At 60.3% G+C, this 22,685-nt stretch carries 15 protein-coding genes; 1 reads left to right on the forward strand and 14 read right to left on the reverse strand.

What is annotated here, in order from left to right:
• Nucleotide 1 precedes the first annotated feature (1 nt).
• The 9 genes from IVA79_RS16625 to IVA79_RS16665 form a co-directional block, all read right to left on the reverse strand.
• Nucleotides 2-1,198 (reverse strand): DegT/DnrJ/EryC1/StrS family aminotransferase, encoded by a 1,197-nt coding sequence (locus IVA79_RS16625; RefSeq protein ID WP_247554487.1) that lies wholly within the window; start codon nucleotides 1,196-1,198, stop codon nucleotides 2-4.
• Nucleotides 1,138-2,139, reverse strand: coding sequence for an NAD-dependent epimerase/dehydratase family protein (locus tag IVA79_RS16630; protein WP_247554489.1), 1,002 nt, complete (start codon nucleotides 2,137-2,139; stop codon nucleotides 1,138-1,140). The genes IVA79_RS16625 and IVA79_RS16630 overlap by 61 nt, the downstream gene beginning before the upstream one ends.
• Nucleotides 2,136-3,314 carry a DegT/DnrJ/EryC1/StrS family aminotransferase gene (locus IVA79_RS16635; protein WP_247554491.1) on the reverse strand — a complete coding sequence of 393 codons (1,179 nt, stop codon included), beginning with the start codon at nucleotides 3,312-3,314 and terminating at the stop codon, nucleotides 2,136-2,138. Before IVA79_RS16635 ends, IVA79_RS16630 begins: the two co-directional genes overlap by 4 nt.
• A gap of 106 nt (nucleotides 3,315-3,420) precedes the next feature.
• A complete protein-coding gene (locus IVA79_RS16640) occupies nucleotides 3,421-3,933 on the reverse strand; it encodes an acyltransferase (RefSeq protein ID WP_247554493.1) in 513 nt (170 codons plus the stop codon).
• A gap of 31 nt (nucleotides 3,934-3,964) precedes the next feature.
• Nucleotides 3,965-5,440 (reverse strand): oligosaccharide flippase family protein, encoded by a 1,476-nt coding sequence (locus tag IVA79_RS16645; protein ID WP_247554495.1) that lies wholly within the window; start codon nucleotides 5,438-5,440, stop codon nucleotides 3,965-3,967.
• A gap of 46 nt (nucleotides 5,441-5,486) precedes the next feature.
• Nucleotides 5,487-6,548, reverse strand: a complete 1,062-nt coding sequence (locus IVA79_RS16650; RefSeq protein WP_247554498.1) for a Gfo/Idh/MocA family oxidoreductase — start codon at nucleotides 6,546-6,548, stop codon at nucleotides 5,487-5,489.
• A 65-nt stretch (nucleotides 6,549-6,613) separates the two neighbouring features.
• Complete coding sequence (gene wecC / locus IVA79_RS16655) at nucleotides 6,614-7,876, reverse strand: UDP-N-acetyl-D-mannosamine dehydrogenase (RefSeq protein ID WP_247554500.1); 1,263 nt, start codon at nucleotides 7,874-7,876, stop codon at nucleotides 6,614-6,616.
• On the reverse strand, nucleotides 7,869-8,993 hold the full coding sequence (gene wecB / locus IVA79_RS16660; RefSeq protein WP_247554502.1) for a UDP-N-acetylglucosamine 2-epimerase (non-hydrolyzing): 1,125 nt from the start codon (nucleotides 8,991-8,993) through the stop codon (nucleotides 7,869-7,871). The genes wecC and wecB overlap by 8 nt, the downstream gene beginning before the upstream one ends.
• Before the next feature lie 3 nt (nucleotides 8,994-8,996).
• Nucleotides 8,997-9,791 (reverse strand): WecB/TagA/CpsF family glycosyltransferase, encoded by a 795-nt coding sequence (locus IVA79_RS16665; RefSeq protein WP_247554503.1) that lies wholly within the window; start codon nucleotides 9,789-9,791, stop codon nucleotides 8,997-8,999.
• 176 nt (nucleotides 9,792-9,967) lie between these two features.
• On the opposite strand from IVA79_RS16665, the gene IVA79_RS16670 reads away from it, so the two are divergent.
• Entirely contained in the window at nucleotides 9,968-10,855 is an 888-nt protein-coding gene (locus tag IVA79_RS16670; protein ID WP_247554505.1) for a glycosyltransferase, read from the forward strand.
• On the opposite strand, the gene IVA79_RS16675 is transcribed toward IVA79_RS16670, so the two are convergent.
• The 5 genes from IVA79_RS16675 to IVA79_RS16695 form a co-directional block, all read right to left on the reverse strand.
• Nucleotides 10,852-12,099 carry a hypothetical protein gene (locus IVA79_RS16675; protein ID WP_247554507.1) on the reverse strand — a complete coding sequence of 416 codons (1,248 nt, stop codon included), beginning with the start codon at nucleotides 12,097-12,099 and terminating at the stop codon, nucleotides 10,852-10,854. The two genes, IVA79_RS16670 and IVA79_RS16675, sit on opposite strands and share 4 nt — an antisense overlap.
• Nucleotides 12,096-13,409 (reverse strand): HlyD family type I secretion periplasmic adaptor subunit, encoded by a 1,314-nt coding sequence (locus IVA79_RS16680; RefSeq protein ID WP_247554509.1) that lies wholly within the window; start codon nucleotides 13,407-13,409, stop codon nucleotides 12,096-12,098. The genes IVA79_RS16675 and IVA79_RS16680 overlap by 4 nt, the downstream gene beginning before the upstream one ends.
• Nucleotides 13,410-13,519: 110 nt before the next feature.
• A complete protein-coding gene (locus tag IVA79_RS16685) occupies nucleotides 13,520-15,724 on the reverse strand; it encodes a peptidase domain-containing ABC transporter (protein ID WP_247554510.1) in 2,205 nt (734 codons plus the stop codon).
• Nucleotides 15,702-16,037, reverse strand: coding sequence for a hypothetical protein (locus IVA79_RS16690; protein ID WP_247554512.1), 336 nt, complete (start codon nucleotides 16,035-16,037; stop codon nucleotides 15,702-15,704). Before IVA79_RS16690 ends, IVA79_RS16685 begins: the two co-directional genes overlap by 23 nt.
• Nucleotides 16,038-16,047: 10 nt before the next feature.
• Nucleotides 16,048-22,659 carry a DUF4082 domain-containing protein gene (locus tag IVA79_RS16695; RefSeq protein ID WP_247554514.1) on the reverse strand — a complete coding sequence of 2,204 codons (6,612 nt, stop codon included), beginning with the start codon at nucleotides 22,657-22,659 and terminating at the stop codon, nucleotides 16,048-16,050.
• Nucleotides 22,660-22,685: the final 26 nt, after the last annotated feature.

Consider the following 22,685-nt stretch of genomic DNA (forward strand, 5'->3'; position numbering starts at 1 on the left):
TTCAGCGGGCAAGTTCACGCTTCACCGCATCCACGATACGGTCCTGGTCCGTACCGTCCATTTGCGCATAGAGTGGAAGCAGGATCGCGTGATCCTGAGCGAGCTCGGATTGTCGTAGATCGTGCCGCGACTCCGCGCCGGCATAGGGCGGCTCGCGATGCGAGCACATGATGCCCCTGCGCGTAGCGATGCCCTGGTCAAGCAGCGATTGCATCGTCGCCCGCTGATTCAATCGATCGGGCAAGCGCACGCAGTAACTCTGCCAGTTCGATCGTGCCCACGCCGGCTCGAACGGCAACCGCAGCCCCTCGATATTACCGAGCAGCTCGGCATAACGGGATGCCAGCGCGCGACGCCGCGCAATCAGCTGCGGGAGCCGCTCGAGCTGTTTGCGCCCGATCGCGGCCTGCATATCCGTCATTCGATAATTGTAGCCGACGAGGACGTACTCCTCGAAAATGACACGCTGCGACCCGTGGCGCACGATGTCAGGAACGCTCATCCCGTGTTGGCGTAACAGCCTGAACTTGCGATCGAGCTCGGCATCCGAGGTGGCGAGCATTCCCCCCTCACCTGTCGTGATCACCTTTCGCGGATGAAATGAAAAGCAGGCAATGTCTCCATGTGGCTTGCCGATCGCCTCCCATTGCCCGTTCACGCAGATCTGCGATCCGGCGGCACAAGCCGCATCCTCGATCACGGCGATCCCATGGCGGCGCGCCACAGTCATGAGCGCGGCCATGTCGCACGGCATGCCCATCTGATGCACCGCGATGATCGCACGCGTGCGCTCGGTGATGGCTTCAGCCAGCCGAGCGCAATCCAGATTGTATGTCTCGGGCTCGATGTCGACGAAAACCGGCGTGGCGCCCTGATATCGGATCACGTTCGCGGTTGCGATGAAGGAATGGCTGACCGTGATCACCTCGTCGCCCCTGCCGATACCCAGCGCGGCCAGGGCGAGCTGCAGGGCGGTCGTGCAATTCGCGACCGCGCAGGCGTGCGGAGCGCCGACAAGCGCGGCGAACTCGTCCTCGAACGCAGCGACCTGCGGGCCTTGCGATACCCAGCCCGACAGCACCACGGCGCGCGCGGCGTCGGCCTCTTCCTCCGCAAGCAGAGGCGCTGCGATGGGGATCACGATGCGGCCGCCCGCCGCTGACGATCCGAAGCGAGGTCGCGTTCTGATCGCCACCATTTCACGAGGTCGGCGAGTCCCTGCTCGAGCGAAACCGTGGCGCGGAACCCCAGCAGACGCTCGGCCTTTCCTGTCGACGCCAGCCGTCGAGGCACCGGATTGACCGAACGTTCAGGTGCAAATTCGGGTGTCAGGCCGCGCCGTCCCATCACCGACGCAAGCACAGTTGCCAGTTGCGTCAGGCTGGTCTCAGTACCGCTTCCGACGTTGAAGACTTCATCAGTGACCTTTGCCCTGGCCGCAAGGACGTTGGCGCGCGCGACGTCGCGGACGTGAACGAAATCCATCGTCTGACGGCCGTCACCGAAGATGACAGGAGGTAACCCGGCCTCCAGCCGCTCCATCCAACGGATCAACACCTCGGTGTACCGTCCGTGTATGTCCATTCGGCTGCCATAGACGTTGAAATATCTGAATGCGACGTAGTCGAGACCCCGTGCGTCGTTGAAGGCTCGCAAAAGCCCTTCGTTGAACGCCTTGGCGACCCCATACAGAGTCCGGTTGTTGTACGGATTTTGCCGCTCGGTTGTCGGAAACTCCTCGGCCAGGCCATATACAGACGCCGAGGACGCCGCGATGATCTTCTCGATGTCGTGCTTGATGCACAGCTCCAGGAGGTCGTAGGTGGCGTCCACCATGACCTCCTTGGCCAGGCGTGGCTCCGCCGCGCAATGAGTGATGCGGAGTGCAGCCTGATGAAACACGATGTCGGCAGCCTTCACCAAGGCTTCCATCAGCTTGCGATCGCGTATGTCGCCGTGAACCAGTCTCACCGGTCCACGCCCAAGCGCGCGCCGAAGATTTTCCGGCCGGCCTCTCACCATGTTGTCGAGGGCAACGATCTCGATGCAACCCTCATCGCAGAGCAGATCGACGATGTGGGAGCCGATGAACCCTGCCCCGCCAGTGACCAGAACGCGCTTACCCTTGAGCTCGATCAAGACGCCCTCCTGTTGCAGGACCTTGTTATGACGCTTTGTGATTGCCGCGCCTGGTTGCTCGCGGCTTCGCTGGGGCGCAATGCTCCGGCGCTCTTCAATGTGGAGACAATCTCGGCCGCCCGGTCCGGCAGCAGTTCCGGATAAATGGGAAGGGAGAGAAAGTCGTTCGCAAGCATCTCGGTAACGGGCAGATCACCGGCCCGATAACCGAGTTCAGCGTAGGCCTTCTGCAGATGAACCGGAATCGGATAGTGAATCCCCGCCCCGATGCCGGCGTCCCGCAACAACGTGAGCGCGTCGTTGCGCCGCTGCAATCTGACCGAATAGACATGATACACGTGGCGGGAGTGCGAGGGCGGTCGCGGACGCGCGAATGGGAGCTCAGAAAGCAGTTCGTTGTATCGTTCTGCGAGCGATCGGCGGGCCTCGGTCCAGCGCTCGATGTAGTCCAACTTGACATTCAGGATCGCGCTCTGGATCTCGTCCATGCGATAATTGTATCCCGAAATGACGTGATCGTATTTCGCCTCCTGCCCCCAGTCCCGCAACAGCGACACGCGGCGCGCGAATTCAGGCCGATCAGTCACGACGGCCCCACCCTCGCCGAATGCTCCCAGATTCTTGCCCGGGTAAAAGCTGAAGCACCCCAGATCTCCGATCGAGCCTGCGCGGCGCTCCCGGTATTCCGCGCCGTGCGCCTGCGCAGCGTCCTCAATGACGACCAGACCGTAACGCCGCGCAATCGACATGATGGGGTCCATGTCGGCCATCAATCCATGGAGGTGGACCGGCAGGATGGCTTTGGTTCGAGGTGTTATCGCAGCCTCGATCAGTGCCGGATCCATCGTCCACGTGACCGGATCAACGTCGACAAAAACCGGTTTGGCCCCGCTGTAGAGAATGGCAGCGGTTGTCGCCACGAACGTCATGGACACCGTGACGACTTCATCACCGGGTCCGACGCCCGCTGCCAACAGCGCGAGGTGAAGCGCAGAGGTCCCACTATTCACTGTGAGGCAATGCGCAGTCCGGCAATATTCCGCAAAACGCCCTTCGAAGGCTGCGACCTCCGGCCCGAGCACAAAATGCCCGCTGCCGACGACCCTTGCCACCGCGGCGTCGATTTCCGGCTTGATTTGACAGTATTGGGCTTTCAGATCCAGGAAGGGTATCAAGATTCAAAACCTTGGATTTGGGTCACAATTAAATAATTAACTCGCATTATAATATTAAATCAAGCGCAATTTCAAAATGTAAAAATGGATTAATTCGATGGTGGCCCTAAGAGACTTCGCCGATGAAGGCACGATGCGCGGCGGCCCCGCTTCCGGCGGCGGACATGGTCCGAGCGGGCACTCCCGCGACGGTGGCACCCGGTGCAACGTCCTTTGTCACGACCGAGCCCGCACCGACGGACGCACCCGCGCCGATCGTGACACCACATAGAATTGTGGCGTTGGAGCCAATGGAAGCCCCCTTGCCGACGTGAGTGCGCTGCAATGTCCAGTCCGAACCTTGCTGAGGACGACCATCCGCGGTTGTGGCCTTCGGATGTTTGTCGTTTGTGAACATCACGCCATGACCGATAAATACCTCATCCTCGATCGTGACGCCTTCGCAGATGAAGCTGTGCGATGATATTTTGCACCGCGCGCCTATCTTCGCTCCAGCCTGGATCTCGACGAAAGTTCCGATCCTGCTCTCATCGCCAACGATGCAGCCGTACAGGTTAACCAGTTCCGGGTGAGGGATACGGACCTCGCGACCAAGTTCTACGTCTTGCGTGATGGGCATATTCCGCACTCCGAATGATCTCGTAGAACCGCTATGGCGCCGTCCGCGAAGGCCACAGCCCCGGTGCCATTCTCACCAAGCCGGCTGCGGCGTACTGAAACTGCTGCAAGAGCGGGTGCCCGGTAACCACCAGTCCCAGCCACCAACAGAGTACAGCAACGAAGAAGGCCGAGGCCAACCCTGCACCTGAGGTAAGACCTCCAGCCTCCGTGAGCGCCGTACAAATAGATGCACCGGCGATCACAAGAGCGGTTACAGCTCCGCTTCTCCATAAGGTACGTATGAATTCGGCTGGCCGAAGGCCGAGGTGTCGGCCCAGAAAATAAAACGCGACTGCTGCTTGAAATGGCAATGTCACAAGAGCGGACGCTGCAACGGCGTGCACGCCCAGAAAGGATGCGCCGAAGATGACCAGAAGTGATGGTGGCAGCGAAATCAACGACGAGATCAGCGCATCCTGCACCCTTCCGACTGCAACAAAGACCGGATAGGTTAAGCAGGCCGCGAAAAGCGCAAGGTTGCCGATACAGAGCAGTTGCACGAGCGGAACGACCTCAATCCACGTCGGACCGAGCCAGAGCAGAATGATTGGCCGGGCCATGATGGCCATAAAGATCAAGAACGGCCACTGCACGGCGGAGAGCAACTGAATGGCCTCGAGATAGACAGACTTGAGATCGCCGCTTGCTTTGCTTCGGCCAACGATTGCCGGCATGACGACCGGACTTATGACTTGCGTGACCAGCTTGTCGAATATCTGCGTCGCGGCGGTTGCCCGGCTGTAAAGACCGACGGCGGCGAAGTCGAGCACTCTGGCCAGGAACAGCTGCGGCGCCAGGCCGTAAAACACATTCAGGACGCTCACCGCGCCCGAGTAGAGACCGAAACCGACGATCTCTCGGCAATCGACCAGGGACGGCCGCATCACTTCAAAATCTCTCCGCCATATCAGCAGCATCACGGCCAGCACCGCGTTGCCGGCCACTCCTCCCCAGAGCGGAGCCATGTAGCTGAACTGCGCCATTGCGAGAGCAACCGAAACGATGGCGATCGTCACACCTGCCGCGAGGTTACAGATTGCGAGCACGCCAAACTGCATCTCACGACGGAACAATGCGGCTATGGTTCCGGAGAACGGCAGCAAGAGAAGATTCAGGGCAGAGACCTCGATCCCTCGGCCTAAGCGGTCCAGCTCGAAGAAGCGCGCGATCGGCTGCGCAAGCACGAACAGCACCAAAGCCGTGGCAGCTGAGATCATGAGAGTAATCGTGAACGTCGTCTGCACGCTCGCGCGCGACAATTCTCGCTTCTGAATCAGATAGCTTGCGCCTGCAAATTCCTGGAAGCAGGCCGCGATGATGGACGTGATGGCGTTCACGACGGCATAGATGCCAAACTCTTCCGGGGACAGCAAACGCGCAAGAACGGCGGTCGCGACAAAGACCAGCAGCAGGCCGACGTAGCGGTCGAGCGCTGAGAACAGAATCGAGCGCTGCACGGATCTCATTGCGTCTTCCGCCATATCGATTGTGTCAGCTACGTTGCCGCATGCATCATGCGATCGCTCTCGCCCGCTGCCGGGTTCCGTAAGGCTCACGCAGCAATACCGGCGCCCCCTGTTTTGCGATCGAGCACGATGCCGCTTCCAGCACTTCGATCACGCGGAGCCCGGAGAGACCGCTTGAAATCGGCTGCCTACCGGTGCTTACGCAATCGACAAAATGCTCCACCTCCGACTGTAGCGCCTCCGTGGTCGAGATATGCGGAGCCCACATGTCGCCGGCGCGATAGCCAATCCGAAACTGATGTGCATCTTCGGGAGGCGCATCAAGCGTAATTCCCTTGTCATAGACCTTTATCTTTTCGGTCGGCTCGAGATCGTCGTAGACAATCATCTTCTTGCTGCCACCGATGAAAGTCTGGCGCACCTTGACGGGCGACAGCCAATTGACGCTGACGTGGGCTACGCACGCGTCGGGGAAGAACAAGGTTATGTGAGCCATATTCTCCGGCGAACCGGCGACGTGGCACGATCCGGTCGCAGAGACGGCGATCGGCGCTTCATCGAGAATATGCTGGATGATCGAGATATCGTGCACCGCCAAGTCCCAGATCACATTTACGTCCCTTTGAAACAACCCGAGACTCGCGCGCGTGCTGTCGTAGTAGTAGATATCTCCGAGTTCTCGGCTCAGCAGGAGCTCCCGAATCTTCTGGACCGCTGGCGTGTAGAGGAAGGTATGATCGACCATGAGCGTCAAGCCGCGCCGATCCGCTTCGTCAATCAAGCGGGTCACGAGCTCGGCACTAGGGGCAAGCGGCTTCTCGACCAGCACATGCTTTCCGGCCTTCAACGCCGCAATCGCCAGCTCATAGTGGGTATGCACCGGCGTCGCAATTGCGATCGCATCGATCCTGGCATCCTTCAGCAGATCTTCGTAGCGAGTGGTGATCTCCACCGCCGGATAAACCTGCTTGATTGCGCCAACCCTGCCTGGGTCGAGGTCGCTCACGCTGACGACGCGGGTCGCAGGATTGATCGAGAAATTGCGAACGAGATTGGGTCCCCAATAGCCGCACCCCACGACGCCGATTCCCAGTTGATCGTCTCGCATGCTAACCTCGATGCATCCAGAGAGTACGACTTTAATCATTGCCGACGATCACATCACGCCGGGCATTAGGTCCGCGCTGGCATGTCCTGCCATATGCCCCGGGTATCTATGACATCGAGATGCCGGCGCTCCGACAGGGGCACCATCTTGAACTCGTCATGATCGACGAGGAGAACCGCGATTTCGCAACTGCGCAGAGCCTCCTCGATGTTCACGAAGGCGACGCGATAGTCGACCAACTGGGGCGGCAGACGGCGCAGGTTCGGCTCAACGACCTTGACCCGTTCTCCGTACTTCGCGGCGAGATGCGTGGCGATTTCCATGGCGGGACTTTCACGCAAATCGTCGACATTGGCTTTGAAGGTCAATCCACAACAAGCGACGTTTGCATAGGGATGATCGTCGATCAGCGCCTCTGTGCGTTCGATGATCTTCTGAGTTTTTGCGTTGTTGACTTCCCGGCTTGTTCGCATCACGCGCGCCAGGTCCGGTGCGGAGTCGATGATGAACCAGGGATCGACCGCAATGCAGTGCCCACCTACTCCCGGTCCTGGCCGCAATACGTTCACGCGTGGATGGCGGTTGGCGATGTCGATCACCTCCCAGACATTGATGTCGAACCTCTCGCAAATCAGCGAGAGCTCGTTCGCGAATGCTATGTTGGTATCGCGGAAGGCGTTTTCCGTCAGCTTGACCAACTCGGCCGCCCGCGCCGTGGTCCCGACGCAGGCGCCACGAACAAACATTTTGTAGAAGCGTTGCGCACGCCGCGTGCAGGTTGGCGTAATTCCCCCAATGCACCTGTCGTTATTGATAAGCTCGGTCAGGATCCGCCCCGGCAACACGCGTTCTGGACAATAGGCGACGTAAATCGCCCCGTCTTCCTTGCCGTTGACACCTATGTGCAGATCTGGCCTGCGTTCGACGATCCGCTTGGCGATGGCCTCAGTCGTCCCAATCGGCGAAGTCGACTCGAGGATGACGAGATTGCCTGGCGCAAGGATATCGACGATACGGTCGACTGCGGCATTCACGCTCGACAAGTCCGGACGGTTTTCCCGATCGATCGGCGTCGGCACTGCGATGATGAAGACGTCAGCAGGCTGCGGCTTGGTGGAGGTCGTCAGGGCACCGCTCGACACGACCTTGGAAACGAGACCATCGAGATCGGGCTCCGCAATATGGATCTTTCCGGACGCGACCGTATCGACGATGCGCTCATTGGTGTCGATCCCGACCACCTGCAGCCCACGGCTCGCAATCAGCGCCGCGGTCGGCAGCCCGATATAGCCAAGTCCAACCACACAGATTTTCTGGAGTTCAGGCATCGAGAAGCACCTTCACGATACGCTCGCTCGCGTGCCCGTCACCAAACGGATTATGCGAACGGGCCATGGCGGCATAAGTCTCGTCATCGTCGAGCAAGCGAAATGTCTCGGCAACGATCTTGTCGTAGTTCGCACCGACCAGGCGCGCCGTCCCAGCCTCCACCCCCTCAGGACGCTCGGTCGTATCCCGCATCACCAGGACTGGCTTGCCGAAAGTGGGGGCCTCCTCCTGGACGCCACCTGAATCCGTCAGGACCAGATGCGACAACGAGAGCAGGCTCACGAAGTCCGTGTATTCCTGGGGAGAAATAAGGACGACCCTCGGGTGATCCGACAACCGGGACGCAAACAAGTCGCGGACGTTCGGATTCGGATGCATGGGGAGCACCACAGCAACGTCTTCCCTGCGCAGGATCGTTTCCAACGCGTTCACGATGTTGACGACGCCGCCGCCGAAATTCTCCCGGCGATGGCAGGTCACCAGAATAATGCGCCGGTTGCCGTGGCGCTTCTTGATGCCATCCCAGCGGCACGAGAGCCCCGGGTCGGATTCGACCATGGCTTTCGCGAGGATGAGCGCGTCCACCACCGTGTTGCCGGTGACGTGAATGCGGTCGTCCGAGACGTTTTCGGAGCGCAGCGCGCGCGCAGCGCGCTCTGTCGGGGCGAAATGCTGATCGGCGATCGAGCCGACGATCTTGCGGTTCACCTCCTCGGGCCACGGAGCGAAGATGTCGCCGCTGCGCAATCCCGCCTCGATGTGCGAAACCGGTATCCGGTGGTAATAGGACGCCAGCGCGCCGACCATGGCCGTCGCCGTGTCGCCCTGGACGATGACCCTGGTAGGCTTCACTTTGTCGAGGAGCTCACCGATTTCTCCGAGCAACCGGGCGGTCAGATGATCCAGCGTCTGATTGGCCGTCATGACGTTCAGATCAAAATCCGGAACTACCTTGGCGAGCTTGAGGACCTGATCAAGCAGCTGTCGATGCTGTGCCGTCGCACAGATCGTCAACGAGATGTCCTTGCGATTCTCGGCCTTGAGTCGGTTGATGACCGGAAAGAGCTTGATTGCTTCGGGCCGGGTTCCCAAAAGGATGAAAAAATGCTTGCGCACGTCTCACCCTCCGATCCGACTCGGGCCCGGCGGCACGGCGCCCGGCGTGCCAAATGTATGCTCTATTGCTTGCTTGACGAGCGCTTGCGCCAGGATGCCCGCAAACAATGTGTTGGTCGTGGCGTATCGCCACCACATCCGCTCGGGTTCTTGATAGATGCGGTAAAGCCATTCGAGGCCCAGCTTCTGAATCCGTGCCGGCGCGCGCAGAACAGTGCCTGCAAGGATATCGAATGCACCGCCTACGCCCATGATGAAGGGGACGCCGAGCTCGTCACGATGGGCAGCGAGAAAGCGTTCCTTCCGTGGTGTCGGCATGCCAATAAAGAGACAGTCGGCCGCGCTGGACTGGATGTCTCGAACGACCTCAATCTCCTGCTCTGGCTTGAAGTAACCGTCGTGCCAGCCCGCGAAGACGAGTGAGGGGCATCTCTCGCGCGCGCGTTGCGTTGCCTGGTGCAGGACGGCGGGAGTGGCGCCCAGAAAATATGGCTTGTAGCCTTCCCGCGCACATACCGCGAGCAACTCGGTCAGGAGATCGACGCCGGCGACTCGCGAGGTGGCCGGAAGCCCTAGGGCCCGGGCTCCCCAGAGAATCCCCATGCCGTCGATGCTGACGATGTCGCTGTTGGCGACATCGGCCGCCAGCACAGGATCGGACCGCATGTTGACGAGTTTGGCGACGTTCAACGCCACATGTTGCAGCCGTCGGCGGCTGCGCATGGCGCCGCGCGCAAGCTCGACGGTCTCCGCCATCGTCAGCAGATCGATAGGGCAGCCCAGGAACGATGCACGCATTTGAATTGACCTCCCAAAATGCAATTTTTGTTTAAGTTGCATTTAAGATTATTATATCGATAATATTGGACTGATATTTAATTGCAAGGATTAAGTGCGAGGCTTTCCGTATGAAATGAGCGCTCTGCGCCGAGGAGCTCGGATGGCAATCTATAGAATTAAATGGGGCAATTAAAATGATCTCAGTCATTATTCCCCACCTCAACCAGACCGATGCGCTGGAAGCTTGCCTGCAAAGCCTGGATGCGCAGACATTGTCGCGGGACTTGTTCGAGGTGATCGTGGTGGACAACGGCTCGACGATGTCGCCGATGGAGGTCATTGCCGGCCATTCCGGCGTCAGGCTGGAGCACGAACCGCATCCCGGCCCGGGTCCGGCGCGAAACGCAGGCGCGGCTTGCGCGAGAGGCGACATCCTCGCTTTTATGGATGCCGACTGCCGGGCTCATCCGGACTGGCTGACCGCGATCCACAAGGCGTTCCAGCAGGTCAGGCCCGCGACGATCCTCGGCGGAGAGGTTCGCATCAGGCCTGCCGTCGAAGGGAATTTCACCGCGATCGAGGCCTATGAAAGCGTTTTTGGCTTTCGCAATCGCTTGTACGTCGAGAGGCACGGTTACTCCGTCACGGCAAATCTCGCGGTTCGCCGCGCCGACTTTGCGAGGATCGGACCTTTCCCGGGCATTCAGTTCGCGGAAGATATGCAATGGGGACAAATGGCCATCCGCGCCGGGTGCGAATTTCTCTACGTCCCCGGGATGATCGTGTTTCACCCTGCGCGACGCTCTCTTCGAGAGCTCTATGCGAAGTGGGACCGCCAAATCACGCACTACCGCAACACGGCGCAGGTCGCGCGCGGTTGGCAACTGCGCTGGTTTGCCACGGCCCTGCTCGTCCTCGCATCGCCGGCGGTCGGCGCCATCACCGTGCTGACGAGCGGACGCCTCCATGGGATAAGCGCACGCCTCAAAGCGATTGCCGTTCTCTGCGCGGTTCGCAGCCATCGAACGACCAAGATGCTGGCCCTGCTTTGGAGAGATGGCACGATCGTCTGGAATCGCTAGCCGATCCTGGTGCCGTTGCGCTGCGGCTCGCCGCCAGGCAGGCAAGCTGGCTGTTCGAACGCGACGTTATGGCTGAGATCCCGCAAGTCGGTACGCCGACCGAATGACCATAAAATCCAGCCGAGTTCGTAGCTACGGCACTCGAGTCGAACACCCACATTCGCGCTGTCGATTAGCTGTCCCCCGTTCTCGAGCCAGACGTTCTTGATCGCACGCAAGACACGCGGCGCCTTGGTCATCAATTCACCCTTGCGGACCTGCGAACGGATCGTCAGGTTCAGTTCTGGCACGAGCATGGTCCGGCCTAGTTGGTTGTGACCCAGAACCCAGTTGAATCCCCTGACCAGGGCATCCCGCGCTCCCCGTCGTCCAAAGCGCTCGGCCCATTCCAGCAGCGCCGGGGCCATTCCATACTGATGGACCGAATAGATTTCGTAGAAATCGAGGATGCGGCCGCTCATCGCATCGAAGAACCACGGCCATTCGCCTTGTGGGCCTTGAAGCGCAATCAGATCGCGCACGCAAGTGTCGGCCATGATGAGCGCGGACGCGTCGCCGGTGAATTCGCCGTACTGATAGCAGGCGATGGAGAGATATGTTTGCGTCGCAAACGACGCGAAACGGCGACGGAAACCGGACGGCGCGTCGAGAAACAATCCGGACTCGCCTTGGAAACGTTCCTTCAGGAAACGGTAGAGCGGGCCTGCGAAGCATAGCCACTCCTTCTCGCCTGCTCTCGCCTGCGCGATGACTCCCGTCAGCAGCATGCCCAGGTCCTGCGCCCGAAAGGCCTGCCACTGCGACTGATCCGAGAGAACTGCTCTCAGCTCGCGCCTGACCTGCTCCGGAATCGGAAGGCGGAGCTCCGCTGCGGCCCATAACGCCATGCCGAACGCATATTTGCGTACGGGAAGCGCGGTAAGGCTCATGGCATTTCGATAGAATATGTCCGGGAGATCAATATCGGCCGGAAGTTCCGTGACCCGCGACATCCCAAGCAAGACGTTGAGGGTATAGAATACGTCACTCTGCGGTAGCGACTCATTGGGCGAAGCGCGCCCATCGAGGTGATAAATATGCGACCAACGACGCTCTGAAGGCAGCCAGCAGCGTTCAAGCCCCTTGAGCGCATAGTTCACCAGAGGTGAGTTCGGTGCGGGCACTTTGATTGCAGCGGGCGCTATGAACTTCACACCAGAATTCGAACTGATCATCATTGCCAGCACCATTGCAAATTCGGTCAATACTCCCGGATGCTTTCATCCAGGCCGCGAAGCAGAGGGTAAAGGAAGTATGAAATCACCGTTCGCTGTCCGACCTTCATCTCGGCCGTAACTGCCATACCGGGTATCAACTGAACGCGCCCGGACGGCAGCCGAAGGTGCGTGTCCCGCAGATCGATCAGTACGCGGTAATAGGGAGCTGACGACCGGCGCACACCTTCGGCCTTCGCCTCTGGCGAGAACGAGTCCTGACTAATGACTCCGACCTCGCCAGTAGCGGTGCCGTACTTCTGAAATGGAAATGCCTCGAACTTCACTCGTACGGCCTGCCCGACCGCCACCTGCCCGATATCCCGTCCCTCGACATTGACCTCCGCCCGAAGTGTCTCATCCCGAGGGACCAGCACGAACAATGTCTCGGCTTCGCGAACCACCGAACCCACCGTCCGATTTGCGATGTCGAGCACCACCGCATCCGCCGGTGCATTCAGCACGATCAGCTGCCGGCGGAGCTCCGCCTTTTTGAGCTCCTCGGCGGTGCCATTGCGCTTTGGCAATGTCTCGACCAGTTCCTGATAGGCAGCGCGGCGAAACTCGGCGGCGAACACCTTCTGGTCCGCACGGGCCTTGTCCAGGCGATGCGTGTTGTCGACGATGCTGCCACGGATTCGCGCCAGGTTGCTTTCGACTTCCAACCGCGCATCCCGTGATAGCAGGAAGTTCAGCCTTGAACCGACTTCCTTGGCCATCAACGCATTTCGCATGGCTTCAATGGACTGCATCGTGTCCAGCCGTTGGGCCAGCACCAACTCCTCGTTCTGAGCCGTTTTTAGATTGGCCCGTGCGGACGCAATCTGCGCGTCATAGTTCTGGATCTGAAGGTCGTACGCCGCCTTCCTCTGCAGGAATACCCGTCTCTGCAGAGCTTGGTCGGCGTTCGCCGTCTCATCGACGCCGTAGTCGGCGCCGTCCAACTCGGCTCGAAGTCGATCGATGGAGGCGTCGAAACCCGCCAGGCGGGCGCGCAGTTGAGCGAGATCGGCTTGAGAGAACGTCGGGTCGAGTACCGCAAGCACGTCACCGCGATTAACGACGTCGCCGGCCTTGACCCGAATCTCCCGAATGACCGACGTTTCCAGCGGCTGTACGACCAGGTTGGGACGCGTCGTGATCAACCTGCCCTGTGCAGTCACAATCATATCAACGCGAGACAGGCATGCGAATGTGATCGCCGCAGCGATCAGGGCAACGACACAATAGAGCGTGATCCGTCCCACCCGCGGTGGCGTCAGCTGCTCGATCTCGGCTGCGTCTGACTGAAATTGAGCCACAATGCGAGAGCCTGTGGGCGCCGACCTCGAAAGGGGGCGTCTCGTCCGGGGACCGGACGGAGGCCCGGATCTGCCCCGGGCCGCTTCAGCTCTGGTCTTGTCAGCCGCACTCATGCGACCTGCCTCGTCTGCTGATTCCAGAGATGCCTGTAGAAGGTGCACTTCGACAGCAGCGCGTCATGACGATCCACATCGACAATCCGTCCACGGTCGATCACCAAGATCTGGCTTGCGTCCGACAGCATCGAAAGCCGGTGCGATACGACGATGACGGTTCGTCCTTCCGCGATACGTCGTAGATTGCGCCGAATGATCGCTTCGCTCTCGGAATCCAGCGCGCTGGTGGCTTCATCGAGGATCAGGATACGCGGGTTGACGATCAAGGCGCGCGCGATGGCAAGCCGCTGCCTTTGCCCGCCCGACAGATTCGATGCCTGCTCCTCGAGCATGGTATCGAACCCCCTCGGCAGCCGCTCGATGAACTCGTCGGCTCCGGCGAGCTGGGCTGCCCTGACAACTTCGTCGAAGGTGGCATCACGCTTCACGCAAGCGATATTCTCGCGGACCGTGCCCCGGAACAGGAAATTTTCCTGGAGTACGACCCCGAGATTGCACCGTAGATGCGTGAGATCGATCTCGCGCGAATCATGGCCGTCAATCCGCAGCAATCCCTGCTGTATCGGATACATTCCCGCGATCAATCGCGTCAGCGTCGTCTTGCCCGAACCGCTCCGGCCGACAATCCCAAAGATCGCCCCGGGAGCGATTGAAAACGACACATCGTCCAACGCCGGCGCACCCTCGCCATAGCGGAACGTGACGTTTTCAAACTCGATCTGCCCGGCGAAGTCGGGTCGCAGGCCCTCGCGACGACCATCCCGTTCCAGTTCCCGGTTCATGACCTCGCCGAGCATCTTAACCGCGAGCGCGACCTCCTGATATTCGTGAACCATGGTCACCATCTGCACCAGCGGGCCCGAAACGCGCCCCGCCAGCATGTTGAAGGCGACCAGCGCGCCGATCGTCATCTCACCGCCGAAGACGTCGAGCGCGCCCAGGGCCACGATGCCGAGCGTCATCATCTTCTCGAGAAAGCCGGTCAGCGCCTGAGCGCCTGCCGAGATCTTTTCAACGCCAAACCGCATCGATACCGATTGCGCGCAGCGATCGTCCCATGCCCTGTTCTGGCTGGGCTCCATGGCCAACGATTTCACCGTGCGCATCCCGTGCACGGTCTCGACCAGAAGTGCCTGGCGTTCGGCTTCGGCCTGATAGAGCTGGTAGAGCCGTCGTCGGAACGGTCCCATCAAAATCGCAATCACGCTCCCGCTGACGGCGGTGAACGCCAGCACAACGCAGGTCAGCTTGACGCTATAGAGCGAGAGGACAGGCAGGAAGACAAACAACGAAAGCGCGTCCAAGCCGGTCAGGAAAAGCCGACCGGTCAGAAATTCGCGGATCCGCCCGGCTTGCTGCATGTGCTTGACCAGAACGCCGGCCGAGATGCGCTCAAAGAAGGTTACGGGAAGTCCCAAAAGATGCCGAAATGTCTTGGTCGCAACCCGGATGTCGATCTTGTTCGTGGCATACAGCAACAGGTAACGACGCAAAAAGCTGAATATGGCGTCGAAGGACAGCGCAATGATCGCGCCAGCCGAGAGCACGTAGAGTGTCGTGAGGCTCTCGTGCACGAGAACCTTGTCGATCACGAGTTGAAAGAAGATCGGAAGCGCCAGGCCCAGCGCATAGAGGAACACCGCAGCAATTGCGACGTCAGAAAATAGCCGCCACTCCCGCAGCATTTCGGGTACGAACCAGCGTAGCCCGAAGTGTGTCTGGCCCTGCGATGGAGAGCTCTCGCGCTTGAACAGAACGGCCGTTCCGGACCACCTGGCGCAAAAGCGGTCCGCGTCGATCAGCAGGTGCTCTCCCCTTCGCTCGGCCAGAGGGTCGAGGACCGTTACAGCGTCGCATTCCGGTCCAGCGCCGACCACGAGGACCCAGTTCAGGTTCGAGAGCTGGACAAGCGCCGGATAGGCTTCGCCGAGCTGGCATATCGCCTTCCAATCGAGCTGCGCCGTGCGGGCACGAAGGCCTGCATCATGCGCCATGCGCAGCACGAGATCGGTCGAGATGCCGGTCTCGTCGACAGCATAGGCGTGCCGCAGGCGGTCGGAAGGCAGATCGATACCGTGATGGGCAGCGACCCTCGACAGGCATTCAAGTGCGGTTTGAGCAGCCCGACGCGGCTCGTCCTCCGACGTAGGCGGTGCCGGTTCACGCCTGTCAATTTCAACGGAAGTTGGTTGAGACATTTGGAGATCGTAAGTTGTCCGAAACTGGCGAGGCAGGCTCGGCTCGCGCGCTCGCCTGTGGTGAAGCAATCGACCCTCTCGGCCGAGAGCGCTGGACGACCCCGGCGTCGACCAGCCCCTGAAGCGCGTTCTGCATCACCTCTACGGAGTTCGCGAAGGACTCCACGGAGAAGATCAGCCTTTGGCGGAAGACTTTCTTGGGCGCGTTGTTGGCGTCCCGTTCCGTGGGCGACAGACTGATCAGGTCGACCCGCACGATCGATCCGCCAATCGTGACCTCGTCCACCCCATCGGTATAGATCTCGGCATGCATTGTGGTTCTCCTATGCTGCGAGTTGCGGCCTGAAGAGGACGTCAACCGCGTAGCTCGTCGCGTTGAAGGTGTTGGTAGGGAAGAGGCTTCCGGATCCGTACGCGTAGACGCCGTTCCCCCCGCTGGACGCGGACGAGGGGGCGGTCAATGGTCCGTTGGTTACCGAACTGGCAAATAGATTCGGATCGTCCGAGTAGTTTCCCGCAGTGTGGTACGAGGCGATATAGGTCGTGCCCGCCGTAATGGTGACCGGCGTCGCAAAGTTGACCTGCTGCCAGCCACTCGCCGTCTCATTGGTAAATGTGGCCGTCGCCAACAGGGTGCCGGTGCTGCTCCAAAGATCGGCGACGTGAGTGCCGGTATTGGACGGTCCCTTGTAGAAGCGCAGCCCCATGACGTCGCCAGTGGTGGACGCCTGGAACTTCATACCGAGCTCGACCGAATTAGGATCATTCACCGTCACCACGCTGGGCGTCGGATTCGAGCTGAACAGGCTTACAGTGCTTGCTGACGGAACGTGAACGGTCACGGCCGCGCTTGCGATCGCCGTCCCACCCCGACCGTCCGAGATCGTATAGTTGAACGAGGCCGGCCCGCTGTAATTGTTCGCCGATGTGAACGTCACCGTATTGCTCTGGGTGCTGAAGCTGACGGTGCCATTGACGGCTCCACTGACCCCTGTGATCGTCAACGCGTCTCCATTCGGATCGGTATCGTTGGCAAGCAGCGACGCACCTGAGATGCTCAGCGGAACCCCTTGGGTCGCGTTGAAGCCGCTGTCGTTGTTGGCGATGGGCGACTGGTTCGTGCCGCCGCTCGCATTGCTGAACACGACATCGACCCAATAATTCGTCGCGTTGAATGTGCTGGTCGGGAACAGATTGCCCGTTCCGTAGGTGTACACACCATTGTTGCTCGCGGAAGCAGTAAGCGGCCCATTCGTGCGTGCGGTGGTGAAGTAGTTCGATGTAACCGCATAACGGCCGTTGCTGTGGAAGCTTGCGATGTAGGTGGTTCCGGCCGCAATCGAGACGGGGCTGTTGAATGCGAGGGTTTGCCAACCGGTGCTGGTCTCGTTGGAGAAGGTTGCGCTCGCGAGGAGCGTTCCCGTGCTGCTCCACAGTGAGCCTGTGTGGGTGCCCGTGTCGTTCGCACTCTTGTAGTATTTGATCCCGGTAATCGTGCCAGCCGCGGAAGACGTAAACCGTACGCCGAGATTGACCTGGGATGTGTCGGACGTCGACAGCACCGAAGGAGTATCGGAAGCCGAGAACAAGCTGACCGTCGAGGGGGCTGTGCCCACCGCAATGTTGAACGTCTCGCTGGCCGTGAGGCCACCAAGATCGGTCGCGCTGGCTTTCACGCCGAGCGTGCCGACATCGGCCGACGTCGGTGTACCGCTGAAGGTCCGGGTCGAGGCGTTGAAGGTCAGCCAGGCCGGTAGTGCCGAACCGTCGGCGGCGGTTGCGGTGTAGCTGAGCGAATCGCCCGAATCGACGTCGGTGAACGTGGCGGCGGGCAACGTCAGGGAGAACGCTGAACCCACCGTGGCGGTTTGGTTGCCGGTCTGCGCCGCCAGCACCGGCGCATCGTTCGCACCGTGAAGCGTGATCGTGAGCGTGGTCGAGGATGTAGCACCGGCGGCATCACGCATCGTGTAGTTGAAGACGTCCGTCAGCGTGTTGGTCGAAAGCCGCAGGGCTTGGATGGCGGGGTCGGTTTCATTGACGGTATAGGCGAAAGCACCTGAAGCATTGAGCACGAGGCTTCCGTGCGCTCCATTCAGCGCCGATCCCAGCGTGCCGGAAGTCGAACCGAAGCTGACGGCAGTCACGGTCTTGGTATCGCTCGCGTCTGGATCGGTGTCGTTGGTCAGTACGTTTCCGGTGGCGGATGAACCGCCGCTGCCGTTATTGACACCGCCCTTCTCGGTCGCGTCGCCCGCGTCGGCGACGGCGGTTGGCGAGGCGTTCGGGGTGGTCGTCACGACAATGTTGAACGTTTCGCTTGCGGTAAGGCTGCCGAGATCCGTTACACTTGCCTTCACACCAAGCGTGCCGACGTCGGCTGACGATGGTGTACCGCTAAAGGTTCGGGTTGATGCGTCAAAGGTGAGCCAGGCAGGAAGTGCGGACCCGCTAGCCGTTGTCGCGGCGTAAGTGAGCGAGTCGGCGGAATCGACATCGGTGAACGTGCCCGCCGGCAGCGTTAGCGAGAACGCCGAACCCACTGTCGCGGTTTGGTTGGCTGTCTGGACCGCGAGCACCGGCGCATCGTTGGCGCCGTGGATGGTGATCGTGAGCGTGGTCGAGGATGTCGCGCCGGCTGCATCACGCATCGTGTAGTTGAAGATGTCCGTCAGCGTGTTGCTCGCAAGCCGCAGCGCCTGCACGGCGGGATCAGTCTCGTTGACCGTATAGGTGAAGGTACCTGAGGCGTTGAGCACGAGATTTCCATGCGCGCCATTCAAGGCTGAGCCGAGCGTGCCGGAGGTCGAACCGAAGCTGACTGCGGTCACCGTCTTCGTATCGCCCGCGTCCGGATCGGTGTCGTTGGTCAGGACGTTTCCCGTGGCCAGCGAACCGCCGGCGCCGTTATTGACGCCGCCCTTCTCGGTGGCGTCGCCGGTGTCGGCCACGGCGGTCGGCGGCCCATTCGTGCCGGACGATCCGTTGAAAACCACGTCAACGTAGTAGTTGGTCGACTTGTAGACGTTGGTCGGGAATGGCGCGCCGGTTCCGTAGGCGTACACTCCATTTCCGGCCGCTGGTGCGCTCAGTTGGCCGTTCGCAACTGAGTTCGTGAAATAGTTCTGAGTGTCGGAATAATTGCCGCTGGTGTGGTAGGACGCGACATATGTCGTTCCCGCGGAAATGGCGATCGGGCTCGCGAAGCTGACCTGCTGCCATCCGCTGGCCGTCTCCCCCGTGAAGGTCGCCGTAGCAAGGAGCGTTCCCGTCGAGCTCCAGAGATGCGCGACATGGGTACCGGTATTCGCTGATCCCTTGTAGAAGCGCAGGCCGGTTATCGTTCCGTTCACCGAAGCGGAGAACTTGATGCCGAGTTCGACGGAGCTCGCATCACCCGAATTCACCACGCTGGGCACATCGTTGGTACCGAACAGGCTTTGCGCGGAAACCGGATAGTTGACGTTGAGGAGAACCTGGCCGGTACCGGTGGCCTCGCTCGTATCAGTGATCGTATAGGAGAATTGCGCCGGTCCGGCGTAATTCGTGGTCGGAGTAAACGTCACTATCTGGGTCTGAGCGTTGTAGCTTACGCTCCCGTTGATCGGGCTGCTCACGCCGGTGATCGAGAACGACAGGCCGGCCGGATCCGTATCATTGGCGAGCAGCGCCGATGCCGGAATCGTCAGGACACCGTTTTGGGTTACGTTAAAGCCGCTGTCATTGTTGGCCTGTGGCTGCTGGCTTGTATTCCCGAAGACGACATCCACCCAATAATTTTGAGCCTTCACAATCGAAACAGTGTTCGGGAAAAGCGGTCCGGGGCCGTAGGCATAGACACCGTTGAGGCCGCTGCCTGTCGCCGTCAGCGGACCGAGGGTATGGCCGCCATTGTTGAAATAGAAATCCGTCGTAGAGTACTGCCCGGTATTCGTGTGATAGGAGGCGATGTAGGTGACCCCGGCCTGCACATGGACCGGTGTCGCGAAATTCACCTGTTGCCAACCACTCGCGGTTTCGTTGGTGAACGTTGCGCTCGCCAGCAGTACGCCGTTCGTCGTCCAGAGATCGCCCAGATGCGTCCCTGTGTTCTGCGGCCCCTTGTAGAACCGGATGCCAGTGACGTCGCCCGACTCGGCGGCGACGAATTTCACACCCAATTCCACAGCCGCGGCGTCGTTATTTGTGATCACGGCCGGCGTATCGGTCGGACTGAAAATCGTCAGGTTCGACGAAGGCGTGACGGTGTAAGCAGCGCCCGGACCAGCCGCCTCGAGGTTCAGGCTGTCGTCCACCGCCCTGCTTTTGATGCTGTACTGGCCGGAAGCGCCAGCGGAGAATGTATACGACCACGTCACATTCGCGATGCCGACCCTGCTGCTGGCGGGATGCCACGTCTGTCCGCTGTCGGTCGAGACTTCAACACCGCCGATGACGCCGCCCGCATCGCTCGCCGATCCTGTGACGGTGACCGATTGGCCTTCCGGGATGCTGCTGGCCGACACGTTTGTGATGGTGGACGTTGGGGCAGTGTGATCGGTCGATTGGGCAGCGATTATCAGACTTGCTTGCAAAGTCGCGGGCTGCACGCCCATGTCGGCGAGCACATTGACTGTTGCTTGCTGGACGTTCGGATCAATCGGCGTTGCGGACCCAGTGTGCTGGTCGTGATCGGAGGCGAGGCCCCACGACCAGAACACCGTACCGGCCCCGAAAACAAGGGCACCGCTGACCGGGTCACGAAACTCGACCAGATTATGAGTTGCCGTTCCGTTACCGGTGGTGTTGCCGTAGTCGAGGAGATACTGGCCGGTGATCTGCAGTGTCGAAGACGACACACTGACAAGTCCAGCCGGGCGGAAGCCGTTATCCGGCGACACATCCCACTCATAGCCGAGCAGGTTCTGTACAAGCGAGGCGGTTTGGCCCACCGGCGTATTGGCGACCGACGTATTGCGCCAGAAGCGCAGATTCGTCATGTCGTACGGAATCTGGATAATATCCGTGCGATTGGAGTCCACCTGAAAGAGCTGGCCAGTGAGGGCATTGGAAGGGGTACCCGACAGGCCTCCGGTCGACGCGAAGCGCGCGTCCATGAAAGTGCCAGTCGCCGTTCCAGTTGGGTCAATCAACTGATTGGCGTGGGTGTCCTTGTACGAGATCAGGGTGCGGTTGGCCGTCTGGCTGGCATCGATGCTGGGCGCGAGTCTCGTTTGCCAATACACCTCGTTACCGCTGAGAAACATCAGATTGACGCCGGCATGGCCGGCCGCCTGGACGTTGGAGAACTGGCTGTCGGTCCAATATTCATCGTGGCCGACATCCATGTAGACCTGATGGTTGAGCAGGAGCGATCCGTTGGTGGCCGCATCGATGCCTGAAATGTAGGAGACGTCGTATCCGTTCTGCTCGAGCCAGTAGATCGCCGGATACTCGGCCGAGAACACCATGTCGTTGGAAGAACTCGCGAGCCCGCCGTCGCGCGTCGTGATCGGACGATTGTAGCTCACGGCGTAAGCGGAGCCGTCCACGCCAGGTCCGTTGCCGAAGTAGAGATTGGCCCCGCCCCAGGGGTTGTAGGCCTGCCAGGTCTGATCGGCGGTCTGGAACACGATCGCGCTTTGCGAGGCATCATTGCGGACCACGAACGGAATTTGAAACACCTGTGTTCCGTCGATCACGTTGGCAATGTATACGCCAGAAACCGCGTCGGTGGGCACGTTCCAGGAGTCGGTCACGCTCCAATTGCCGGCATCGACGAGGCCGGTCGAGCTGTCTTTCAACGGCGCCGGTTGCACGACGGAGGTCGCAGCCTGATGCTGCACCGTCGTAACCAGCCTGGCGCCGTTGCCGCCGTAGTAACCAAGCCGATAGATATCGATGCGATAGTTCGGCGCGCCTGTCTGGTTGTTGATCTTGAATTGAACGGTGCTGCCGACATTGGTGCTTATCGCCGTCGTGAATCCCTGGATTCGGGTCGAGTTTGCGCCGACATTGATCTGCCAGATGCTCGGCGATGTGCCTTGTTTCTGATTTTCCAAAACGATCGGGTTCGTAACTGGGTCTGCAACGAGGGTGCCGCCCTGTCCATCGCTTGCGAAGGTCCAGTTCTCATCCTGTCCGGAGAACAGCAGAGTGACATTGCCCGCCCCATTGCTGAAATCGACTGTGCTGATGTTTGAGCTCCGGTCGTAGTGAACCGACGCTGACATCGTCGACGTGAAAGCGAAATCCCTGAGGTCGATCAGATTGCCGGCTGAAAGCGGTCGATCCGGCGATGAGCTTCCGATCAGGCCATGGAATTGAGCAGAGCGGTCGAGAACCAAGGTGCCGACGTCCGTCTCGAAGGAGACGGTTATGCCAGAGAATGAACCGTTGGCGAGGTGCCCGGAGACCGCCCCTCCGATCTCGAGAACCGATCTGTCGGCAATTGCGAAGTCGCCCGCTCCGCGGACGTCGCCCCTGAAGCCTGCTGCAGCACTCCCGTCGTCGCCGACCGGTCCGAGCTTTATGCTGCCGTTGTTGATGGTGTCACCTTCCACGACAAAGGACGACTCCCGACCGAGCGCAATCGTCGCATCCGCATCGACGATCAGGCTGCCGACATCAACATTGACGCTGGTCGTGACAACATAGGATCCCGGCGCGTCGATGAAGGCGGCGGACCCGGCGTCCGGAATGCCCGCACTCCAGTTCGCAGCGACGTTCCAATAGCCGCCGCTGGAAGCGATCCAATGCGTCTCACTGACCCTGGAACGCGACGGCCCGGCCACCGCCCGCAGATCGGACACCTGCCGGGCGGCCAGATCGCGGCTCCAGGACGCAGTCCAATGGGAGGCACCCGGCAGAAGCAAATCAATCTGGCTGAAATCACTCTCTTCCGAGAGGAGAGGCCTTGCTGCTCGATAAAAAACGCTCGCCTTTTGATTTATCATGGCCAGCCTCAAAATCCGCGAGGGAA

It is taken from the genome of Bradyrhizobium sp. 138 (genome assembly GCF_023074075.1).
Lineage (GTDB): Bacteria > Pseudomonadota > Alphaproteobacteria > Rhizobiales > Xanthobacteraceae > Bradyrhizobium.